Annotated in this window: 20 protein-coding genes and 1 riboswitch; of the genes, 14 read left to right on the plus strand and 6 right to left on the minus strand. The window is 57.3% G+C overall.

Going from position 1 to position 16793, the window contains the following annotated elements; genetic code table 11:
* Window positions 1-1586 precede the first annotated feature (1586 nt).
* On the minus strand, window positions 1587-2000 hold the full coding sequence (locus tag BPSY_RS10105) for a GNAT family N-acetyltransferase (protein ID WP_033497595.1): 414 nt from the start codon (window positions 1998-2000) through the stop codon (window positions 1587-1589).
* A gap of 204 nt (window positions 2001-2204) precedes the next feature.
* Here BPSY_RS10105 and BPSY_RS11205 point away from each other — a divergent pair, with 204 nt between their 5' ends.
* Both BPSY_RS11205 and BPSY_RS11210 read left to right on the plus strand, forming a co-directional pair.
* The gene (locus BPSY_RS11205; RefSeq protein ID WP_152596828.1) at window positions 2205-2519 is read left to right on the plus strand and encodes a GNAT family N-acetyltransferase; all 315 of its coding nucleotides are present in this window, start codon (window positions 2205-2207) and stop codon (window positions 2517-2519) included.
* Window positions 2516-2728 carry a GNAT family N-acetyltransferase gene (locus BPSY_RS11210; RefSeq protein WP_051921916.1) on the plus strand — a complete coding sequence of 71 codons (213 nt, stop codon included), beginning with the start codon at window positions 2516-2518 and terminating at the stop codon, window positions 2726-2728. The genes BPSY_RS11205 and BPSY_RS11210 overlap by 4 nt, the downstream gene beginning before the upstream one ends.
* An 85-nt stretch (window positions 2729-2813) precedes the next feature.
* Here the strand turns inward: BPSY_RS11210 and BPSY_RS10115 are convergent, their stop codons facing one another.
* Entirely contained in the window at window positions 2814-3026 is a 213-nt protein-coding gene (locus BPSY_RS10115; protein WP_033497597.1) for a helix-turn-helix transcriptional regulator, read from the minus strand.
* Window positions 3023-3343, minus strand: a complete 321-nt coding sequence (locus tag BPSY_RS10120) for a DUF6442 family protein (protein ID WP_033497599.1) — start codon at window positions 3341-3343, stop codon at window positions 3023-3025. Before BPSY_RS10120 ends, BPSY_RS10115 begins: the two co-directional genes overlap by 4 nt.
* Window positions 3344-3641: 298 nt before the next feature.
* Window positions 3642-3704, plus strand: a riboswitch (guanidine-III (ykkC-III) riboswitch).
* Window positions 3705-3713: 9 nt separating this feature from the next.
* Between BPSY_RS10120 and BPSY_RS10125 the strand changes: the two genes are divergently transcribed.
* From BPSY_RS10125 to BPSY_RS10135, 3 genes are all read left to right on the plus strand, one after another.
* Window positions 3714-4031, plus strand: a complete 318-nt coding sequence (locus BPSY_RS10125) for a DMT family transporter (RefSeq protein WP_033497601.1) — start codon at window positions 3714-3716, stop codon at window positions 4029-4031.
* 50 nt (window positions 4032-4081) lie between these two features.
* Window positions 4082-4609 carry a GNAT family N-acetyltransferase gene (locus tag BPSY_RS10130; protein WP_033497603.1) on the plus strand — a complete coding sequence of 176 codons (528 nt, stop codon included), beginning with the start codon at window positions 4082-4084 and terminating at the stop codon, window positions 4607-4609.
* Window positions 4610-4760: 151 nt separating this feature from the next.
* Window positions 4761-5669: a PhzF family phenazine biosynthesis protein gene (locus BPSY_RS10135; protein ID WP_033497605.1), complete on the plus strand. Its 909-nt coding sequence runs from the start codon at window positions 4761-4763 to the stop codon at window positions 5667-5669.
* Between the two features lie 42 nt (window positions 5670-5711).
* Here the strand turns inward: BPSY_RS10135 and BPSY_RS10140 are convergent, their stop codons facing one another.
* A complete protein-coding gene (locus tag BPSY_RS10140; RefSeq protein ID WP_033497607.1) occupies window positions 5712-6464 on the minus strand; it encodes a TetR/AcrR family transcriptional regulator in 753 nt (250 codons plus the stop codon).
* A gap of 535 nt (window positions 6465-6999) precedes the next feature.
* On the opposite strand from BPSY_RS10140, the gene BPSY_RS10145 reads away from it, so the two are divergent.
* The 3 genes from BPSY_RS10145 (at window position 7000) to BPSY_RS10155 (ending at window position 8606) form a co-directional block, all read left to right on the plus strand.
* Complete coding sequence (locus tag BPSY_RS10145) at window positions 7000-7494, plus strand: MarR family winged helix-turn-helix transcriptional regulator (protein ID WP_157809745.1); 495 nt, start codon at window positions 7000-7002, stop codon at window positions 7492-7494.
* Window position 7495: 1 nt separating this feature from the next.
* Window positions 7496-8131: a nitroreductase family protein gene (locus BPSY_RS10150; RefSeq protein ID WP_033497610.1), complete on the plus strand. Its 636-nt coding sequence runs from the start codon at window positions 7496-7498 to the stop codon at window positions 8129-8131.
* A gap of 79 nt (window positions 8132-8210) precedes the next feature.
* The gene (locus BPSY_RS10155; protein ID WP_033497612.1) at window positions 8211-8606 is read left to right on the plus strand and encodes a DUF1304 domain-containing protein; all 396 of its coding nucleotides are present in this window, start codon (window positions 8211-8213) and stop codon (window positions 8604-8606) included.
* A gap of 75 nt (window positions 8607-8681) precedes the next feature.
* Here BPSY_RS10155 and BPSY_RS10160 read toward each other — a convergent pair whose 3' ends face one another.
* Both BPSY_RS10160 and BPSY_RS10165 read right to left on the minus strand, forming a co-directional pair.
* Window positions 8682-9473, minus strand: coding sequence for an ABC transporter permease (locus tag BPSY_RS10160; protein ID WP_238556851.1), 792 nt, complete (start codon window positions 9471-9473; stop codon window positions 8682-8684).
* Window positions 9470-10438 carry an ABC transporter ATP-binding protein gene (locus BPSY_RS10165; protein ID WP_033497664.1) on the minus strand — a complete coding sequence of 323 codons (969 nt, stop codon included), beginning with the start codon at window positions 10436-10438 and terminating at the stop codon, window positions 9470-9472. Before BPSY_RS10165 ends, BPSY_RS10160 begins: the two co-directional genes overlap by 4 nt.
* A 347-nt stretch (window positions 10439-10785) precedes the next feature.
* Here BPSY_RS10165 and BPSY_RS10170 point away from each other — a divergent pair, with 347 nt between their 5' ends.
* From BPSY_RS10170 to BPSY_RS10195, 6 genes are all read left to right on the plus strand, one after another.
* Entirely contained in the window at window positions 10786-11424 is a 639-nt protein-coding gene (locus tag BPSY_RS10170) for a TetR/AcrR family transcriptional regulator (RefSeq protein ID WP_160247987.1), read from the plus strand.
* A gap of 283 nt (window positions 11425-11707) precedes the next feature.
* Entirely contained in the window at window positions 11708-13276 is a 1569-nt protein-coding gene (locus BPSY_RS10175; protein WP_157809746.1) for a glycosyl hydrolase family 28-related protein, read from the plus strand.
* A gap of 228 nt (window positions 13277-13504) precedes the next feature.
* Complete coding sequence (locus BPSY_RS10180) at window positions 13505-14557, plus strand: ABC transporter substrate-binding protein (RefSeq protein ID WP_051921918.1); 1053 nt, start codon at window positions 13505-13507, stop codon at window positions 14555-14557.
* 10 nt (window positions 14558-14567) lie between these two features.
* Entirely contained in the window at window positions 14568-15329 is a 762-nt protein-coding gene (locus tag BPSY_RS10185; protein ID WP_202961811.1) for an ABC transporter ATP-binding protein, read from the plus strand.
* Window positions 15326-16150, plus strand: a complete 825-nt coding sequence (locus tag BPSY_RS10190) for an ABC transporter permease (protein ID WP_033497618.1) — start codon at window positions 15326-15328, stop codon at window positions 16148-16150. The genes BPSY_RS10185 and BPSY_RS10190 overlap by 4 nt, the downstream gene beginning before the upstream one ends.
* A 17-nt stretch (window positions 16151-16167) precedes the next feature.
* Window positions 16168-16791 (plus strand): GntR family transcriptional regulator, encoded by a 624-nt coding sequence (locus tag BPSY_RS10195; RefSeq protein WP_274518469.1) that lies wholly within the window; start codon window positions 16168-16170, stop codon window positions 16789-16791.
* Window positions 16792-16793 lie beyond the last annotated feature (2 nt).

Genomic DNA, 16793 nt, shown 5'->3' on the forward strand with positions numbered 1-16793 from the left:
TAGGAGAACGCAACCAAGAGCCAGAAGCACCATTAGCGCAACTATATGAAGGACATGCAGAATTTCCAGCATTTACACTAGTCGTTGTGTAGTCAAAATACTTGTTCATATCACCGATGGATAGTGGAAACGCACGGTATTGATTCGATGAAGGGGAAAACGGCGTAGCTGTAGGCTCACTACCAGCGCTGCACCCGATCGAGTACGGTGCCGTGCACACGCCCTCCACCGGGGCCACACGAATTAGAGACTGTTCGAATGAGGAATAATTCTGCGCCCCCACAGCATCCGACACCTGGGCCAGATTTGACTGATACGCACCCGTAGCACTATCAAAAGAATGACCGCCAATGTACGAGCCATACGTATCAAACGGGAAACCAGCGGTCACTGTGTCATCGGCCCACAACAAGGCCTCATTCGCCGCAATCGCTGTCGTAGACGACGCCGAATAATTCGCCACCAGCCCTGGCACAGAATAAATTGACCTGCCGGACTCACTAGCTATTTCGCCTATCGCCAGAGTCTTGTACCCACCCGAAACCGACGCACCACCATAGGTGCCCGTATTGCCCTGCTTGCCGAACACGATCCGACGCGTATTCACCCAACCATCCGCATATATTCCCGGCGTCTCATTATCCTTATCCACCACCGGAAGCGCACCCGCATTCAATGTGCTGAAATACCCGTCAGGCCCCAGATCAACAGGAGCAGCAGACGCCCGATCCACCGGCAGCGCCACCAGCACAAGAGGCAGGACCAGGAACAACGACAGCAGGAAGGCAACTACTCGCCCCCCCCCCCCCGCGACGGGCACCAAGCGAACAGACGCATAACGACCAACACGATCAGACACACGAGGACCAATAGCACGCAAGCCACCCATACGAACACTCCCGCCTCAACACCGTTCCCCTGACGACGGCAATCCCATCAGCCGAGGTGTCGGGTTGCAGAGCATTCCCAACAGCCACACCGTCCACAGGAAAACACATGACCATACAATATGAACAACATCATACAGTATGTACACATTAATGTTTCGCGACAGCAATTCACGCGCATGGAGCACGCAGTACAGGCCGGAGGCCAATGCACGAGCCTCACAGGCCGGCAGCGATCTACAGGCCCTCGTCAAACCCGCAGGCCCGGCAAGGCGCACTTCCCCACCAGCACACCACAACAAGAACGATGCATACGCCATCACACCCGTCATCACGCTCAACGCACACACTCACTGCGCCCAATCATCGCGCCGTTCGGCGCGCCACATCCTCCAACCCAATACCGACCCTCGACGCTGCTTATGTGCACCAGAACACTGTAGCCACCTGCCGGCAACTTCAAGACCTATATTCCAAAGATCCGATGCATGGAGTCATTGCTTTCATTCAATACATACAGGGTGCAAGCACGCGTCAAGGGACCTATAGCCACGAGCCCGTCAATAAAGCCGTAACGCCATTCAAGAAGTGGAACGAACCACAGATGCGGCATCAAGCACAACCCGGCAATATTCCCGCATTTCCAACCGTTCAAGGCGATTGGCTGTGGGACTCAATTCTCTTCTGAGGCGGGGTATGTCAGTCTGCGAAGTTGTTGTTGACGGTTTGCATGGCGACGCCGTCCTGCATGATGCTGAATCCATGCTGCTGGTAGAACGAGGCGTTCCTGCTTTCTTCAGGCATGACTTCAACGTAGAGATAGTCCTCGTAATGGTCTTTGACCATTGTCATCAGATGCCCGGCTATACCGTGACCCTGGTATTCGGGATCGACCAGCACATAATGCACGTAGGCGGTCATGCACCCGTCATCAAGCACGCGTACCAGCCCGGCCAGGCGTCCACCCTCCCACGCGCTGAACACCATCGAAGACCCCATAAGTGCGTCATACAGATGATTCGGATAATCGGCGGACACCCAGCCCACGGAAGCGAACAACCGCCGCACGTCATCCTTGGTGAAGTCCCGTTCCGTGGTGTACGTGATATCCATTGCAGCCTGTTTCCTGTTCGTAGGTGTCGTAGGTATGGAACCGCCAACACTAATAGCCGGGGCCAAGTACCGCCACACCCTTCCAGACTATGGAAGGCACACACTCCCGCCTCGCTTTCAGCCCTATCTAGCGCGCTTCGCAGCCCATTGGGTGGGGCGCACAGGGATACCGGAGACCGGGACTTGCGTGAGATACTGCTTGCAATGAATGATTGGCCCGCTGCTCAACCGCTTGATACCACCAGGCTTTTCCTGAAACCCCTGAGTGTGGCCGATGCACAGGAAATGTCCCATGTGCTTGGCGATACCAGCCTGTATCGACACATCGGCGGAACACCACCGACGCTGCAGCAGCTGACCGAGCGATACACCCGGCAGTCGCTCGGACACTCCCCCGATGGAGAACAGGGCTGGCTGAACTGGATTGTCCGCCGACAGGATACCGACAGGGCCGTCGGCTTCGTGCAGTCACCCTGCTTCATTCCGGCGAATCCCGTAGCGCCGAAATCGCCTGGATGATCGCCCCTCAGCATCAGGGTCTCGGTTATGCCAAGGAAGCCGCGCGCCGGATGGTGGACTGGCTCATCTCAGAGGGAACGAGCACCCTCATCGCCCACATCCACCCGATGAATCAAGCTTCAGTGGCGGTGGCACGCAAACTGGGCATGCACGCGACCACAACCATCATCGACGATGAAGTACGTTGGGAAGCATCACTGCCGCGATGACCCTGCAATCCAAGAGTCAGCCGTGATGGAACCACCCGATTGGGCATCTCCGAGGGGATAACACTCCATCCCGAGGAACGGCTGTTCAGAAGTAGAAGAGCTCCTCGAACTTGACATTCAGCGCGGTGCACAGGATCAGCGCGAGCTTGGCCGTGGGGCTGAACTGACCTGTTTCTATGGAGCTGATGGTGTTGCGCGACGTCCCTACCAACCCGGCAAGTTCCGCCTGGGACAGACCCGCTTGCTTGCGCAAGACCTTGAGATTGTTATGCAGAACAAGATCGGCGCCACCGCTCATGCCGTCACGCCGATCATGTAAGCGACTATGAAAGCAACCGCAAGAAGCAACGTAACGATGGACAGCACCAGGTAACGAGCATTCCGGGTGAACCGGTACAGAGGCACCCACTTGACGGAGAGGAACGCGAAGAACAGAGCCCACAATGGCAGTGAGTATGTCACATCGACCCCACGCAGCAGATTGAATGCGTTGATTATGACGAATGCTGCGGCGAATGCCAACTCTCCAGCATAGCGTCCCCGGTCCCCGGAATACAACAGCCCCTCGTCGCTTCCTTCCTTGCGGCTCCTGTTCAGTATCTCGTTCCTATCCATGACGCACCTCCAATATTCTGACAATAAAACTTGGCAAAATAAGCATATGACATGCCAAGTTAACTTGTCAAATCGAAAGGAAATGTGCCCACCGGGTATATCCGGCCCGATTCTGCTACAGTGCCAAGCAATCACATGCGCACCCTCCCAATCCGACGACCTTGAATGCGGCGTTCCAGTGATGAGGGTGGGTGCGGGGCGGATCCCCAGTATGGAAACATGGGACGATTCGAGGGAGAGGGATTTCGGTATAGAGGAGATCGAACTTCGCCCGTGGACGGCGTGCTACCATATCCAGTCAGAACCCGCTTGGGTCCCCGGACGATGGTCAAGTACCCGGACAGCGACAAGACTTGCCGAAAGGTCAGTCATGTTCGCATGGGTCGTTCTCATCATTTCCGGCATATTCGAATCCGTATGGGCCACAGCCCTGGGCAAGTCCGAGGGACTGTCCAAAGCAGTGCCGGATATCATCTTCATCGTCGGCTTGATACTGAGCATGGCCGGTCTTGCCTATGCCATGCGCGACATCCCCGCCAGCACCGCATATGCCGTGTGGGTCGGTATCGGGGCGGCCCTCACCGTTATCTATGCCATGCTTTCCGGCGATGAGACATTCAGCCTGCTGCGGGTGCTGTTGATCTGCGGTCTGGTCGCCTGCGTGATCGGGCTCAAACTGGCCCACTGAAGGGGCCATGGACCAGCAAGCCATTGCATAATCAGGAATCGAGGTTCCACATGAACGACATCACCTTCACCACATGCACCTTGGAGGATATGGACAGATTACGCTCGCTGTGCGTAGACACCTTCAGCGACACCTTCGCCAAGGACAACAGCACCCAGGATATGGATGCATATCTGGAACGTTCATTCTCCCAGGAACGAATGCGTTCGGAGCTGTCCAATCCCGAATCCACCTTCATCATGGCCTGCGTGGATGGCGTGCCCGCAGGATACATGAAACTCAACACCGGGAGGGCGCAGACCGAAACCATGGGCGATGACACGATGGAGATCGAACGGCTCTATATCCTCAACCGATTCAAACGGCATGGACTGGGCACCGCCCTCATCCAACAGGCTGAAAACGCGGCCATGGCACAAGGCGCACCAACCATCTGGCTTGGCGTATGGGAGCACAACGAGCCCGCAAAGCGGTTCTATACCAGGATGGGGTTCATCACAACGGGGCAACATGTCTTCATGCTCGGCGATGACCGACAGATCGACCACATCATGCGCAAAGGGATTCAACGCGCCTGAAGCGATCGACACCGTGCCACTGACACATTCACACTTCGGATTCGACGTGCGGATTCGGTACGGATTCGACATTCGGATTCACAGGACGCGGTTCGCGCCTGCACCCGAGGCGAAGCGGGAATACCTGAGCATGAAAGCAAGTTGACCAGATATGGTGACGACGACCGAAGTACTGAGGTATACAGCGTTCGCAGAGACCCCGAATGGCGGAAATCCAGCAGGAGTGGTGCTCGATGCGTCCGCACTCACGGATGCGGAGATGCAGGAGATCGCCGCAGCAGTGGGCTATTCGGAAACGGCCTTCGTGATGTCCTCGGCATCCTCCAGGCGCAATGAAGATTCTGGGATCGAGGGGACGGCACAGGGAAAAGCGCTTCAACACGGTTACCGCATCCGCTACTGGTCACCTGCGGCCGAGGTCCCGTTCTGTGGTCACGCAAGCGTGGCGACAGCCGTCGTCCTCGCGGAACGCGACGGAACCGGCTCCTTCGTGTTTCATACGCCCGCAGGCGACATCCCGATTGTCACCAGCCGGTCCGGTACCGCGCAGATTCAGGTCGCCATGACGAGCGTGGAACCCGGCATTCGTGAGTTCGACCCGGGCATACTGGATGCACTGCTGAACATACTCGGACTCGAAGCATCCGATATCGATCCCAGATTCCCGCCGAAGGAAGCCTTCGCGGGGAATTGGCATCCGATACTCGTGCTGAACGACGCCAACATCTTCAACCAATTCCGATTCTCGCCTCCGGCGGTCGCGGATCTCATGCGTTCACAGGGTTGGACCGGAACCGTGACCATACTGCACGAAAGCGCTCCGGATGAGTTCCAGGCCCGCAACCTCTTTCCTGTCGGTCGTATCAGCGAGGATCCGGCGACCGGTTCAGCCGCGGCCTCAACCGGTGCCTATCTCAGATCCATTGGCTATAGCCCGGCAGGCAGCCGGGTGGTGATCCACCAAGGCATGCATGTGGGACGCCCCAGCATACTGACCGCTCTGATACCCGAACAGGGCGGTATCACCGTGCTGGGCAGCGCGACGCCCATTGCAGGATAAGCAGACCTTCACCCGCTCCAGCCCACCTGCCAGGGGCCGGGCTCATTCAAAATCCAGCAGATCCTCATATGAGGGCAATGGATCCTCATCCGTACCCTCATCATCGTCTTGTTCTCCGTCCTGCTCCCCATTCGTTTCCCCATTCGGGTCCTCGGATTCCGATGAGTGGCGGGCCTGGTTCCACATCAGATTTATGGCTTTGCCCGCGATATCCGCCATGTCGACATCCCTGTCGAGCAGCCACTGGATCTGAAGACCGTCGAGAAGCGCCTGCATGACCCTCGCCATTTCCTCAGGCGTGAGATCCGTCTGCATCTTCTCCTTCTCCATGACCTTTCGCGCGGCGTGCCCCACGAGCAGCCGCTCGATTTTGCCTCGCTGCTTGAAGTAGCGGTGTGCGGGACTCGTGGGATCCGAAGCTTTCACGGACATATGCGCATACAACTCCACAAGACCGGGCGTCCGGCTGTTGCGCTTGACGATTTCCATAACCTGCTTGATCGACTGCTCGGGATGGCTGATGAGCTGCTTAACCCGACTGGCAAAATCAGGAAAGGATGAAGCGGCGGAGACCATGTCATTGGCGTCACGCTGTTTCAGCGCCTGCACCATCAGATCGTCCATCGAGTCGAAATAGTGCAGCACACCCACATCGGTGATGCCCACAGCCTTGGAGATCTTGGAGAGGGTGGTCTGGTTGAAGCCGTCGATCGCGATGATGGTGAGCGCGGCCTCAAGTATCTGTTTTCGCCTCGCTTTGCCCTTGGAGTATGACCCCCGGTCTCCGATTGCCATAATGCGAACGACCTCCCATAGGTAAATGAATGTAGAAAAGGCAGTATATAGGTTCCACCATTACATATTCCATGAAATAATCAGCATTCTTAACTAAAAGTGATGTTGGACACAGCGCCTATGGACCAGCCAACGCCGTCATATCAACGTTTCCACACATCCTCAGGCGATCCGGCCATCATCACAAATCTTCAATAGCGGAGCCATACGGTGATCCGCATTGTTTGCCCAGTACAGCCCGAACCTTGAATCCGGGCGGATTCGAGGCCGTTAGGCATCGGACGCTTTCGCCTGAGGTTGAATTTCATCACGGGGTTGACAGATAAGGGAACAAAGGATTGACTTATTAATCGTTGACATATTAATCATTGATTTGTTAATCATTAATGTCTTGATCATTAACCTGCCGCATACCGACTGCCTGGATGTCGTTCGCCATGTACCGGATCGATGGATGCATGCCCAGCGCGCACCATCATATCGATGCATCAGCAACGAACACAGAGCGGTCATCACCGCCGGAAAGAGGGGAACCGTGGTAGACAATCGAATGGATGTGCTGCTGGCCACAAGCCGACTGAGCGCGCGAATCAGCACCGCCTTTGAATCATGCACTGGCAGCAGCATCACCCGTTTCACGATCCTGTATGCCCTGAGCACCTCTTCCCCGCTCCCCCAGACGGAACTTCGTTCCCTCCTAGGCATCAACGCGAGCGCCGTCACCCGGCATCTGCAGTTGCTTGAAGACCGCGGACTCATCACCAGGGAGCGCGTCCCCGGAGACCAACGCAATGTCGCCGTGTCCATCACGCAGGACGGCTTGGGTCTGATCGCAGGATGTTCGGACAAACGAGAGCTGTTCCTGGACACACTGTTCAAGGGCCTCGAACACGATCAGATCAAGACCTTGCTTGCCGCCTTCTCAGGCATCGAATCGCAACTCGACCAGGCGACGACCCTCTGCGAGGAATCCGACCACGCCAGGACCGACACCCATAGCACCCATAGCACCCACCATAAGGAAATCTGACATGACGCAACTCAGCACCAATGACTTCACCGAGATACTCGACAACCGTCGTTCGATCCGTAAATACGACCCGAAGGTGAAAATTTCACGTGAGGAAATGCTCGAGATGCTTAACGAAGCCGCGAAAGCACCTTCTTCGGTGAATATGCAGCCTTGGAGGTTCCTCATCGTCCAATCCGATGAGGGCAAGGCAAAGCTGAATCCGCTGATCCGTTTCAACAAACGGCAGAACAAGACATCGTCGGCGATGATTGTGGTGTTCGGCGATATGCGCTGCTATGAATATGCGGATCGGATCTATGGAGAGGCATCCGAAAAGGGCATCATGCCGAAGCTCATGGCCAAAGCCCAGTTGTCCGTCATCGTCCCCACCTATAAGAAATACAGCCGCAGCAAAATGAACGATGTCGTGAAGATCGATTCGAGTCTGTTTGCCATGCAGTTCATGCTTGTCGCGCGGTCCCACGGATATGACACCAATCCCATCGGCGGCTTTGAAGAGGACCAGATAGCCGAGGCCTTCGAGCTGGATGCCGAACGCTATGTGCCCGTGCTCATCATGTCGGTGGGTAAGGCAGATGCCGATGGCCACGAGTCCGTTCGTCTGCCCGCCGAAGATCTCAGCTGGTGGCGCTGAGACAGCGCTCATGCCGATGCTGATGGAGTCAGCATCGGCATATGACTGAGACAACGCCACATTGAAAGGATTCTCCAATATGCTCGGATTGTTCGGATCGCTTCTGGTATTACTCGCAGGGCTGCTGCATGGATTCATCTTCGTGCTGGAGTCATTCCTGTGGACCAAGGAATCGACGATGAGGACCTTCTCGATCCCAACCCGCGAAGAAGCAGAAAATACGCGCGAGATGGCATTCAATCAAGGCTTCTACAACCTGTTTCTCGGCATCATGGCAGTACTGGGAGCGATTGTGTATCTCTTCGGCTCGCACACCATCGGCCTTACGCTGATGTTCGCCGGAGCCATAGCGATGAGCCTTGCCGCCGCCGTACTGCTCCTTTCGAGCCCGGGAAAGCGAGGAGCGGCGCTCAAACAGATGGCGCTTCCCCTCCCCGGGGTGATACTGCTGGGGCTTTCCCTGCTCCTCGCCTAATCGGCGCATCGTCGCAACCCTGTCGATCGGACGGTGCGCACAATCATGCAGTGCGGCAATCGCGATCCATGCGCTTCACACGGATGCGGATGAAGCCTTCGCCCTTCCGTAGGTCGTGAGTCTGGCGATGATGATGAATGCCATGCATACCGCTCCGAATCCGACGATCACGAAGAGATTCGGCATGATGGTGAACAGATTGCCCCTGTCCAAGCCTATGCGCCGTATGGCGTCGACGACCCAATATGCCGGGGATATCCTCGCCAACGGTTGCGCCCATGCCGGGAAGGTATTCACAGGGGTGAGGGAACCTCCTATGCAGGCCATCAGCATGCCGAGCAGCATGGCGACGGCCAGCGCGGTGTGTTCGGATGCGCACCACAGCGATACCGCCACACCGAACAAGGCCAAGGCCACGCAAAAGACCAGGGCGGTTATGGCAAGCGCCGCGATGCTCCCATTAGGCCGGTAACCGCATATCAACGTTCCCGCGACAAGCACGATTCCCATCTGTGCGATCTGCAGAACAATGGCCACACCTGCTTTGCCGACGATGACATCTCCGACGGAGAGCGAGGAGACCCTCAGACGATCCCAGGTTCCCCAATGCCTCTCGTTGAAGAACATCTGCACGATGAGCTGAACGGAGAAGAAGGAGAACAGGATGGCGAATCCGGGCACCGCCTGTTCGGCTCCCGTGGCATGGATGTACCCTTCGGACACCAGTGTGGCCTTGTTCCCCGGCACCATGAAGGGCGTCAATATGATCGGCACTATCGTGATGAGCAGCAGCACGGAAGGCTCCTTCATCTGCAGCATCAGATTCAATCTCGCGACGGCCGCGCTTTTCCTAATCGACATGCTCATGCCTCCCTCTGCTCGGAAGCTGATCCGACAATGTTGAGGTATGCGCTTTCCAAGTCCGGTCGTACCATGTCAACATCCGCCAGCACCCTGCCGCGGCAGTGCGGATCACGCAGCAACACCGCCAACGCCTGACCGGGATCAATGCCTGCGCCACGCGAACCGCGTGAATCGACTCCGGACACATCGGCTTCCAGATAGTCCCCTGAGCGATGCCAGCCCGTCACCTGGGGCTGCTGCGATCCTTCGAAGCGGACACGTATGGAAGGGCTGGCGTGCGAGGAGACGACACGGCGCAGACTCCCTGAATCAGAGATGCTTCCGTTGACCAGAAAAGCCACATGTGCATCGAGCGCCTCGACCTCCTCCAGGTAATGGGTGGTATAGATCACCGCCGTTCCCGATTCGGCAACGCTTCTCACGGTGTGCAGGATGCTGGCTCGAGCCTCGACGTCAGCACCAACGGTCGCCTCGTCGAGGAAGAGTATCTTTGGGCGATGCACCAAGGCGATTCCGGTGTGCAGCCGTCGCTGCTGCCCGCCGGATAGCCGCTCGGCTTTGAGGTCCCGTTGCGCCGAAAGGCCGAGCATATCAATGGTCTCGTCAGCGTTCTGATGCGCGGCCCTTGTGGACAATCCATAGAGCAGGGCGAAACCGAGCAGGTTCTGCAGAACCGTGAGCTGTGGATACACCCCGATCGACTGTGGTGCAAGACCCAGGCATCGGCCGAATGCCGAGCGTGATGCCGAGGAAGGAATCATGCCACCCGTGCGAATCTCCCCCGAATCCGGCTGCTCCAAACCGCAGGCGATTGAGACCAGTGTGGATTTCCCGGCGCCATTCCTCCCCAGGAGCGCCAGAATCTCCCCGTATTCCACTCGGAGATCGACATCCCCAAGAACGTTCACACCGCCATAGCTCTTCCTGATATGCGAGCACAGCAAGGCAGGATAATCTCCGCTATTCAATTGGAACACCTCTCGTTCATAGCCAAGTTAACATTGTTTACATCATGATGTTAACACTGTTAACATGTATTTGAATCATCCTTCACCCGCCTCGGTGCGCCCCCCTACTCGAACAGGAATTGCCTGGCATGGCAGCAAGGGAACACATCTGCCAGAAAGATGTGAAAGAATATGCTTCAGGTGGGGATGCACGCAATCCTCAGGGCTGTGGGGATTCCGAACACCCGACGGCGCACCGGCTCCGATGGCGGTGTTCCGCATGGCAGGAAACAGGCGCTCCCGCTTCCCTCCCCTCCAAGGATCCGGGCTGATTCGATACGAGATGGAAGGCACCCATGGAGAGCAGCATGACGGGAAAACGACCGTCGTTGTCACGCAAATTCATTCTGGAACAGGCCTTGTCCATTCTGGATCAGGAAGGCCTCGAAGCGCTCACGCTGAGGAGGCTCGGTGAGGGGATGGATTTTTCCTACACAGCGATATACCGCCATATTCCCGGCAAGGCCGCCCTGTTGGAGGGCATAACCGAAACCCTCTGGCTCAAGGCTTTGAACAGGCTCGGAAGCGGATCACATGACGATGCGACATGGCAGTCCATACTCGAACACGTTGCCGTCAACCTCCGGGACACCCTGCTGGAGCATCCGAATGCGATACCGCTTTTGGCCACTCACCCGATCAGCACTCGCAACGAGCTGATGGCCATCGCACGGACATTGGATGACATGGTCGAGGCCGGTTATGAGATCAATGATCTGAGCATCAATCTCATCATGAACCTCACTGTGTTCACCATCGGACACGTGCTTGCCGAAAGCGCCCCGCCCGCAGGCGGAACAGGCGGGAACCCGGATGGACGCGCTTTGGCCGAGGCCGCGCAGGACTCCGAGTCCTTGGGCAGATTGCTGCATCCACTCCTTGAGACGGATCAATACAATCTGGAGACCCAGTTCCTCCAAGGCGTGCGTTCCATCATCAAGGGATAGCAAGAGGGCCGATGCGCCCCAGCCCGGATATCGCAATGCGCAGAATATGGGAGTGTTTCACCCCCTCCACAACAGCGACACGATGATGCGCCTTACCATTTTCGTGCGTGAAGTTCGAACCGTCACAGGGGGCAATGTGGGCATCATTGGGCATGACGACCCCCACGGCGGTCACCGAAATCCCTACAACGGAGCCGATAAGAACGGCGCAGACGATACTCCGGCATGGCGCGGAATCGCCGTATGCGTAGTCATGGTCATCTTGCTGCTTCCATTCCTGGCAATGCTGCGAACCGCCGGCATCGGCACTCGGGCCAAGACCCTGTACCGGAAGGGATCGCACGCGATAGAGCGAATCATGACCCCGACCCTGCTCGAACACTCGGATGGGTACAGGCCCGCAGGAGAGATTCCCGTGCCGGGCAAACGCAGTGAAGACCATATAGTCCGCATCATCAGATCAGGAAGAACCGACAGATACGTATGCTGGACGAACGGAACGCTGCGCAGGACGACGCTCACCATACCCGGTGCCAAAGCGCAAGGCGTTCAGGGACGCAGTCTGGATATGCATATCACGCTTCGCCATCGGCCTTCGGTCATATTCGGAACGCCGTACATCAATGCGAAGAATGTCATCAACGCCACGGACGCCGGACTCGTCGGCAATGGGGTCACCGACAACACCGCGCGACTGAACGCGATACTGCGTCTACTGCCCGAGTCCGTCAAGAAGACCGTGGCATTCCCAGACGGTCATTTCGCCTTCACCGGCGTGATCAACATGGTCAGCAACCTGAGCATGGTCGGCAGGCATGCCCACACCTTCATCCAGATGCCCGCCCACCGTCACGGAGGCATGGTCATCTGGTATCCCGCCGGAAAGGCGCGAGGATACGATGGCATGCACGACGTGGAGTGGAAGAGCATCATATTCCGCGGCGACTACAGCGATCTGACACCCACGCAAACCATCTACCAGCCCCTGATCCACGCCCACAACATCGTCTACGATGACTGCACCTTCAACATGGTGCAGCGACCCTACGGCCATGTGCTCGATGTCGACGGCAGCAGTGGCGTGACCGTCCGCAACAGCACCGTCATCGGATCCCCCAACCGCGGACAGACCTTCAAGGAGGCCTTCCAGATGGATGTCGCCGCCCGAGGGGCCAGTGGATATTACGACAAGCAGACGGTGTTCAACAGATTGCCCACCAAGGACATGACCATCGAGCACAACCGCTTCCTGCCCTTGCGCAATGCCGAGGGAACTCTGCTGCTGCCATCGGCCGCACCCTTCGGCACCCATATGGCCTACGCGCTGACAACCGCCGACGACAGCTACATCCATCATGGGATATTCAAGGACAACTACGTCGAAGATCCCGTCTACTACGAAGGTGCGGGGACGGAGAACAGTGCGGTGATACATTTCGACGCCGCCAACGACATCACCATCAGCGGGAACACCTTCGTATGGACCGGCGAGACGCCTCAGTCGTCGTGGGCCGTGGCATTCTACGCCCGTTCCAGGTTGATGGTGAAACCAAGCCAATGGCATGGCATCAGAATCACCGACAATGTATTCAAAGGATTCGCGCCGAGCAAAGGCGCATTCACGCTCTACCGCGAAGCGGGGAGCGTCAGCGGCCCGGGCAGGTCGCTATCGGATGTGGTCATAAGCCATAACACCTTCAAAGGGACTCCCCTGCGCACCGCCCTGCATTGGCTGCATGATTACTCAGGAAGCTTCGTGACCACATACGGCCAGCGCATCCAGGGCTCCGACAACACAGTCGATGACGCGATACGACTCGATGCCACCAGCAGCACGACACACAGCGGGTGAGCAGCAGGCAGGATCCCCGTGCAGACCGACAGGCAGGCCACGCGTGCATCTATAACTTCGATTGATTGCCACCCCACTCCACATGTGATAACCAGATGGTGTTTTTCCAGTCGCAGAACTGATATCTTATTTACCATCCTCTGATGCATCAGTTGACTCCCTACTGTTTTCACGCGCGATGAGAGTACAGCCATCGCAACGAAGGTCTCACTCTTGAGAAGGAAAGATATGAAACACCACAAAGCCATATCCAATGCCGTCAAAGCCATATCGGCACTAGCCGCGGTCGCCCTGCTCTCCTCCTGCGGCGCCTCGAACTCACAGACCTCATCACAGGATGACACGGAATCATCAGAGATATCCTTCCTCTACTCTCCATATGCCGATTACGCACCCTTCTTCCTGGCCAAGGACAAAGGATATTTCGAGAAGGCGGGCGTCAACGTCAAGCTGATCGCCAAGGGCGGATCATCGGGCGAGACCTATCAGCAGGTCAGCACCGGCAATGTGACGTCAGGCGGCGCCTCATGGGGTGCCGGGCTCTTCAATGCCGCATCACAGGGTGCCTCACTCTCGGTCATCGCGAGCGTCTCGAAGATTCCGGAGAGCGGTAAGAATCCTTCGCCCTTCGTCCTGTCGACCAAGTCCGGAATCAAGGAGGTCTCACAGCTGAAAGGCAAGAAGATAGGCATCCCCGGCCCCGGCGGCTTCGGCCTGTACTCCGTGTACCTTGCCCTGCAGCAGAGCGGCATCTCCCTGGACGACGTCGAGCTGGTGAATATCAGCCCGGCCGACACCCCCACGGCACTGGCGAACGGCAGCGTGGCGGCGGCCTGGACCATCGAGCCCATCGCCTCCAAAGTCATCGCCGAAGGTCTTGCCACGGAAGCGCTGGATGTGGATTACCAGGCTGGTACCGAGCTGGGCACACTGGTGTTCAACAGCAGTTATGCCGACGAACACGCGGACTCCGTCGAAAAATTCACGGCCGCCTATCTGCATGCCGTCAAGGAACTCAATGACGGAGGATGGGATGACTCATCCAATCAGAAGATCATCGCTAAATACACGGAGCTTCCCGTCGAGACGCTCAAATCAATCGGCTTGACGGTGCAGGATCCCACAGGCGCGATCGACTGGTCCGACGTCAAGAAGCAGGAGGACTTCTTCCGCGAACGCGGATCGCTGGACTATGACGGAAGCGCCGATTTGGAGAAACTCCAGAAGCAGGAAATCCTCAGCAACGCACAGCAACAGGAAAGCACGATCTGGAAGGATTGATGTGTCACACGTGTCTATCAGTCATTTGTGGAAGGTCTACCCCTCACACCACGACGGCGATGCTGTCATCGCCTTGAAGGATGTGTCCTTCGACATCGATGAGCATGAGTTCGTCTGTGTGCTCGGTCCGTCCGGATGCGGGAAGAGCACCCTGCTCAGAATCGTCGCAGGATTGGAATCCGCCGACTATGGACACGCGTCCACACACGGACGTCCTTCGGTCGTCTTTCAGGAGCATGGCATCTTCCCCTGGAAGAACGTCGAAGACAATATCTCGTACCCGCTGGCTCTACGGCATGCTCCGCGTTCAGAACGCAAAGCTGTCGTAGACAGGCTGGTGAAGATGGTCGGGCTGAGTGGTTTCGAACGCTTCCACCCCGATCAACTGTCGGGCGGCATGAAGCAACGGGTCTCCGTCGCCAGGGCATTGGCCGATAACGGCGCGATCCTGCTGATGGACGAGCCCTTCGGCGCATTGGACGAACAGACCCGTGTGACGTTGCAGCAGGAACTGCTGACGATCTGGGAAGAGACCCGAAAATCGGTGCTGTTCATCACGCACAGCGTCGATGAGTCCTTGATCCTGGCGGATCGCATCATCGTCATGTCCGGCAGACCCGGACACATACTCAAGGATATTCGCGTGCCCTTCCAACGGCCGCGCAGTCTCGCCGCGATCCGCCGTGACCCGGAATATGCACGCATCACGGATGAACTATGGACGCTGCTGGACCAGAGCCAAGCCGAAAGCGAGGAGGAGGCGGCACGATGACTTCTTCAATCCAAGAACCGAGCCAGGAAGTACGGCATGCCCTGAAAGCCTCTCTCAAACAGAGGAAAGGCTCACGGGCGATTCGTATCATCGGGCCGTTCACACCGCTCGCCCTGCTGGTCATATGGGAGTTCGCCTCGCGCTTCGGCTGGGTGGACGCCCGGTTCTTCCCCGCACCCAGCTCGATTTTCTCCACATTCGTGGAGCTGCTGCAATCGGGGGTGCTGATGGATCACACTGTCATCAGTCTTGTGCGCATCCTCGTAGGGTTCACCTTGGGAGCGATACCAGGTGTACTCGTCGGCGTACTGCTGGGGTCCCTGGAATGGGCACGCATATTGTTCGAACCCATATTCGCCAGCATGCTGCCGATTCCGAAAATTACCATCTATCCGCTGCTGATGCTTATTTTCGGCCTCGGCGAGACCAGCAAGTGGCTCATCATCGCGATCGGGGTGTTTTTCACAGTGATGTTCAATACTCTAGGAGGTGTGTTACAGACCAATCTTCTACTCTTCGACGTGGCGAAAGCGAACGGCGCCAACCCTTGGCAACAATGGGCGGGGGTGGCCTTGCCCTCAGCGCTGCCCAGCGTGTTCACAGGCTTGAAACTCGCATTGGGTGGCTCATTCGTCGTGCTCGCGGCTTCGGAGTATGTCGGTTCCCAATCCGGTTTGGGCTACATGATCTGGAGCGCCTGGTCGACCTTCTCGGTTTCCAAGATGTACGTGGGCATCGTCGTCATCTCGGTACTGGGATACTGCGCCACCTCCCTCGTCTCACTCGCGCAACGACTGCTGGTCCCTTGGGCACGCCGATGACCCATCAGGATGCGGATATGGCCTATCGCTGGCTGCACAAGCAAATATTGATGAACCACTTTGAACCCGGGCAGGCGTTGGTGACCCGTGCTCTGGCCGCAGAACTCCACATATCGACGACGCCGGTCAGGGATGCACTCAAACGTCTTGAATCCGAAGGATTGGTGTGGGTCAAACCACGTTCCGGGTGCATCGTGGCCCCCATCACCTTCAAGTTGCTCAACGACATACTCTGGGTCAGGGAGGCGACAAGTCCCGCATGCGCCAGATTGGCCACGATCCGGGCTACGGATGAGGAGTTGGAGCAACTCGGCGCCTTCGCCGAAGGCCGGTACGCCGATGCCAGCAACGTCGAGCTGGTGATGAGCGCTTCGCATCGCTTTCATTCCGAGGTGGCGCGTCTGACCCAGAACGATTACTTCATTCGCATCACCGACCAGACCCTGGAGGAGATCGATCGCATATTCTCCTACTGCGGGCATGACCCTCTCTCCCCGCAACCACCTCTTGACGATCATCTGAAACTGGTCGAGGCGATGAAGGAACGCGACGCGGAGAAAGCCGCCTCGATCGCGACCCTCCACTTGAAGCACACCAGATCGGTCACCTTGGATCTGGTGATGCAATCGGGAAAACTCTAGGA

Source organism: Bifidobacterium psychraerophilum (genome assembly GCF_000741705.1).
GTDB classification, from domain to species: Bacteria; Actinomycetota; Actinomycetes; order Actinomycetales; family Bifidobacteriaceae; genus Bombiscardovia; species Bombiscardovia psychraerophila.

Excerpts from the sequence above, each read along its gene's own strand:
- BPSY_RS10105 (WP_033497595.1), bottom strand. The coding sequence starts at position 2,000 with ATGGATATCACGTACACCACGGAACGGGACTTCACCAAGGATGACGTG.
- BPSY_RS11205 (WP_152596828.1), top strand. The coding sequence starts at position 2,205 with ATGAATGATTGGCCCGCTGCTCAACCGCTTGATACCACCAGGCTTTTC.
- BPSY_RS11210 (WP_051921916.1), top strand. The coding sequence starts at position 2,516 with ATGATCGCCCCTCAGCATCAGGGTCTCGGTTATGCCAAGGAAGCCGCG.
- BPSY_RS10115 (WP_033497597.1), bottom strand. The coding sequence starts at position 3,026 with ATGAGCGGTGGCGCCGATCTTGTTCTGCATAACAATCTCAAGGTCTTG.
- BPSY_RS10120 (WP_033497599.1), bottom strand. The coding sequence starts at position 3,343 with ATGGATAGGAACGAGATACTGAACAGGAGCCGCAAGGAAGGAAGCGAC.
- BPSY_RS10125 (WP_033497601.1), top strand. The coding sequence starts at position 3,714 with ATGTTCGCATGGGTCGTTCTCATCATTTCCGGCATATTCGAATCCGTA.
- BPSY_RS10130 (WP_033497603.1), top strand. The coding sequence starts at position 4,082 with ATGAACGACATCACCTTCACCACATGCACCTTGGAGGATATGGACAGA.
- BPSY_RS10135 (WP_033497605.1), top strand. The coding sequence starts at position 4,761 with ATGGTGACGACGACCGAAGTACTGAGGTATACAGCGTTCGCAGAGACC.
- BPSY_RS10140 (WP_033497607.1), bottom strand. The coding sequence starts at position 6,464 with ATGGCAATCGGAGACCGGGGGTCATACTCCAAGGGCAAAGCGAGGCGA.
- BPSY_RS10150 (WP_033497610.1), top strand. The coding sequence starts at position 7,496 with ATGACGCAACTCAGCACCAATGACTTCACCGAGATACTCGACAACCGT.
- BPSY_RS10155 (WP_033497612.1), top strand. The coding sequence starts at position 8,211 with ATGCTCGGATTGTTCGGATCGCTTCTGGTATTACTCGCAGGGCTGCTG.
- BPSY_RS10160 (WP_238556851.1), bottom strand. The coding sequence starts at position 9,473 with ATGAGCATGTCGATTAGGAAAAGCGCGGCCGTCGCGAGATTGAATCTG.
- BPSY_RS10170 (WP_160247987.1), top strand. The coding sequence starts at position 10,786 with ATGACGGGAAAACGACCGTCGTTGTCACGCAAATTCATTCTGGAACAG.
- BPSY_RS10175 (WP_157809746.1), top strand. The coding sequence starts at position 11,708 with ATGCTGCGAACCGCCGGCATCGGCACTCGGGCCAAGACCCTGTACCGG.
- BPSY_RS10180 (WP_051921918.1), top strand. The coding sequence starts at position 13,505 with ATGAAACACCACAAAGCCATATCCAATGCCGTCAAAGCCATATCGGCA.
- BPSY_RS10190 (WP_033497618.1), top strand. The coding sequence starts at position 15,326 with ATGACTTCTTCAATCCAAGAACCGAGCCAGGAAGTACGGCATGCCCTG.
- BPSY_RS10195 (WP_274518469.1), top strand. The coding sequence starts at position 16,168 with ATGGCCTATCGCTGGCTGCACAAGCAAATATTGATGAACCACTTTGAA.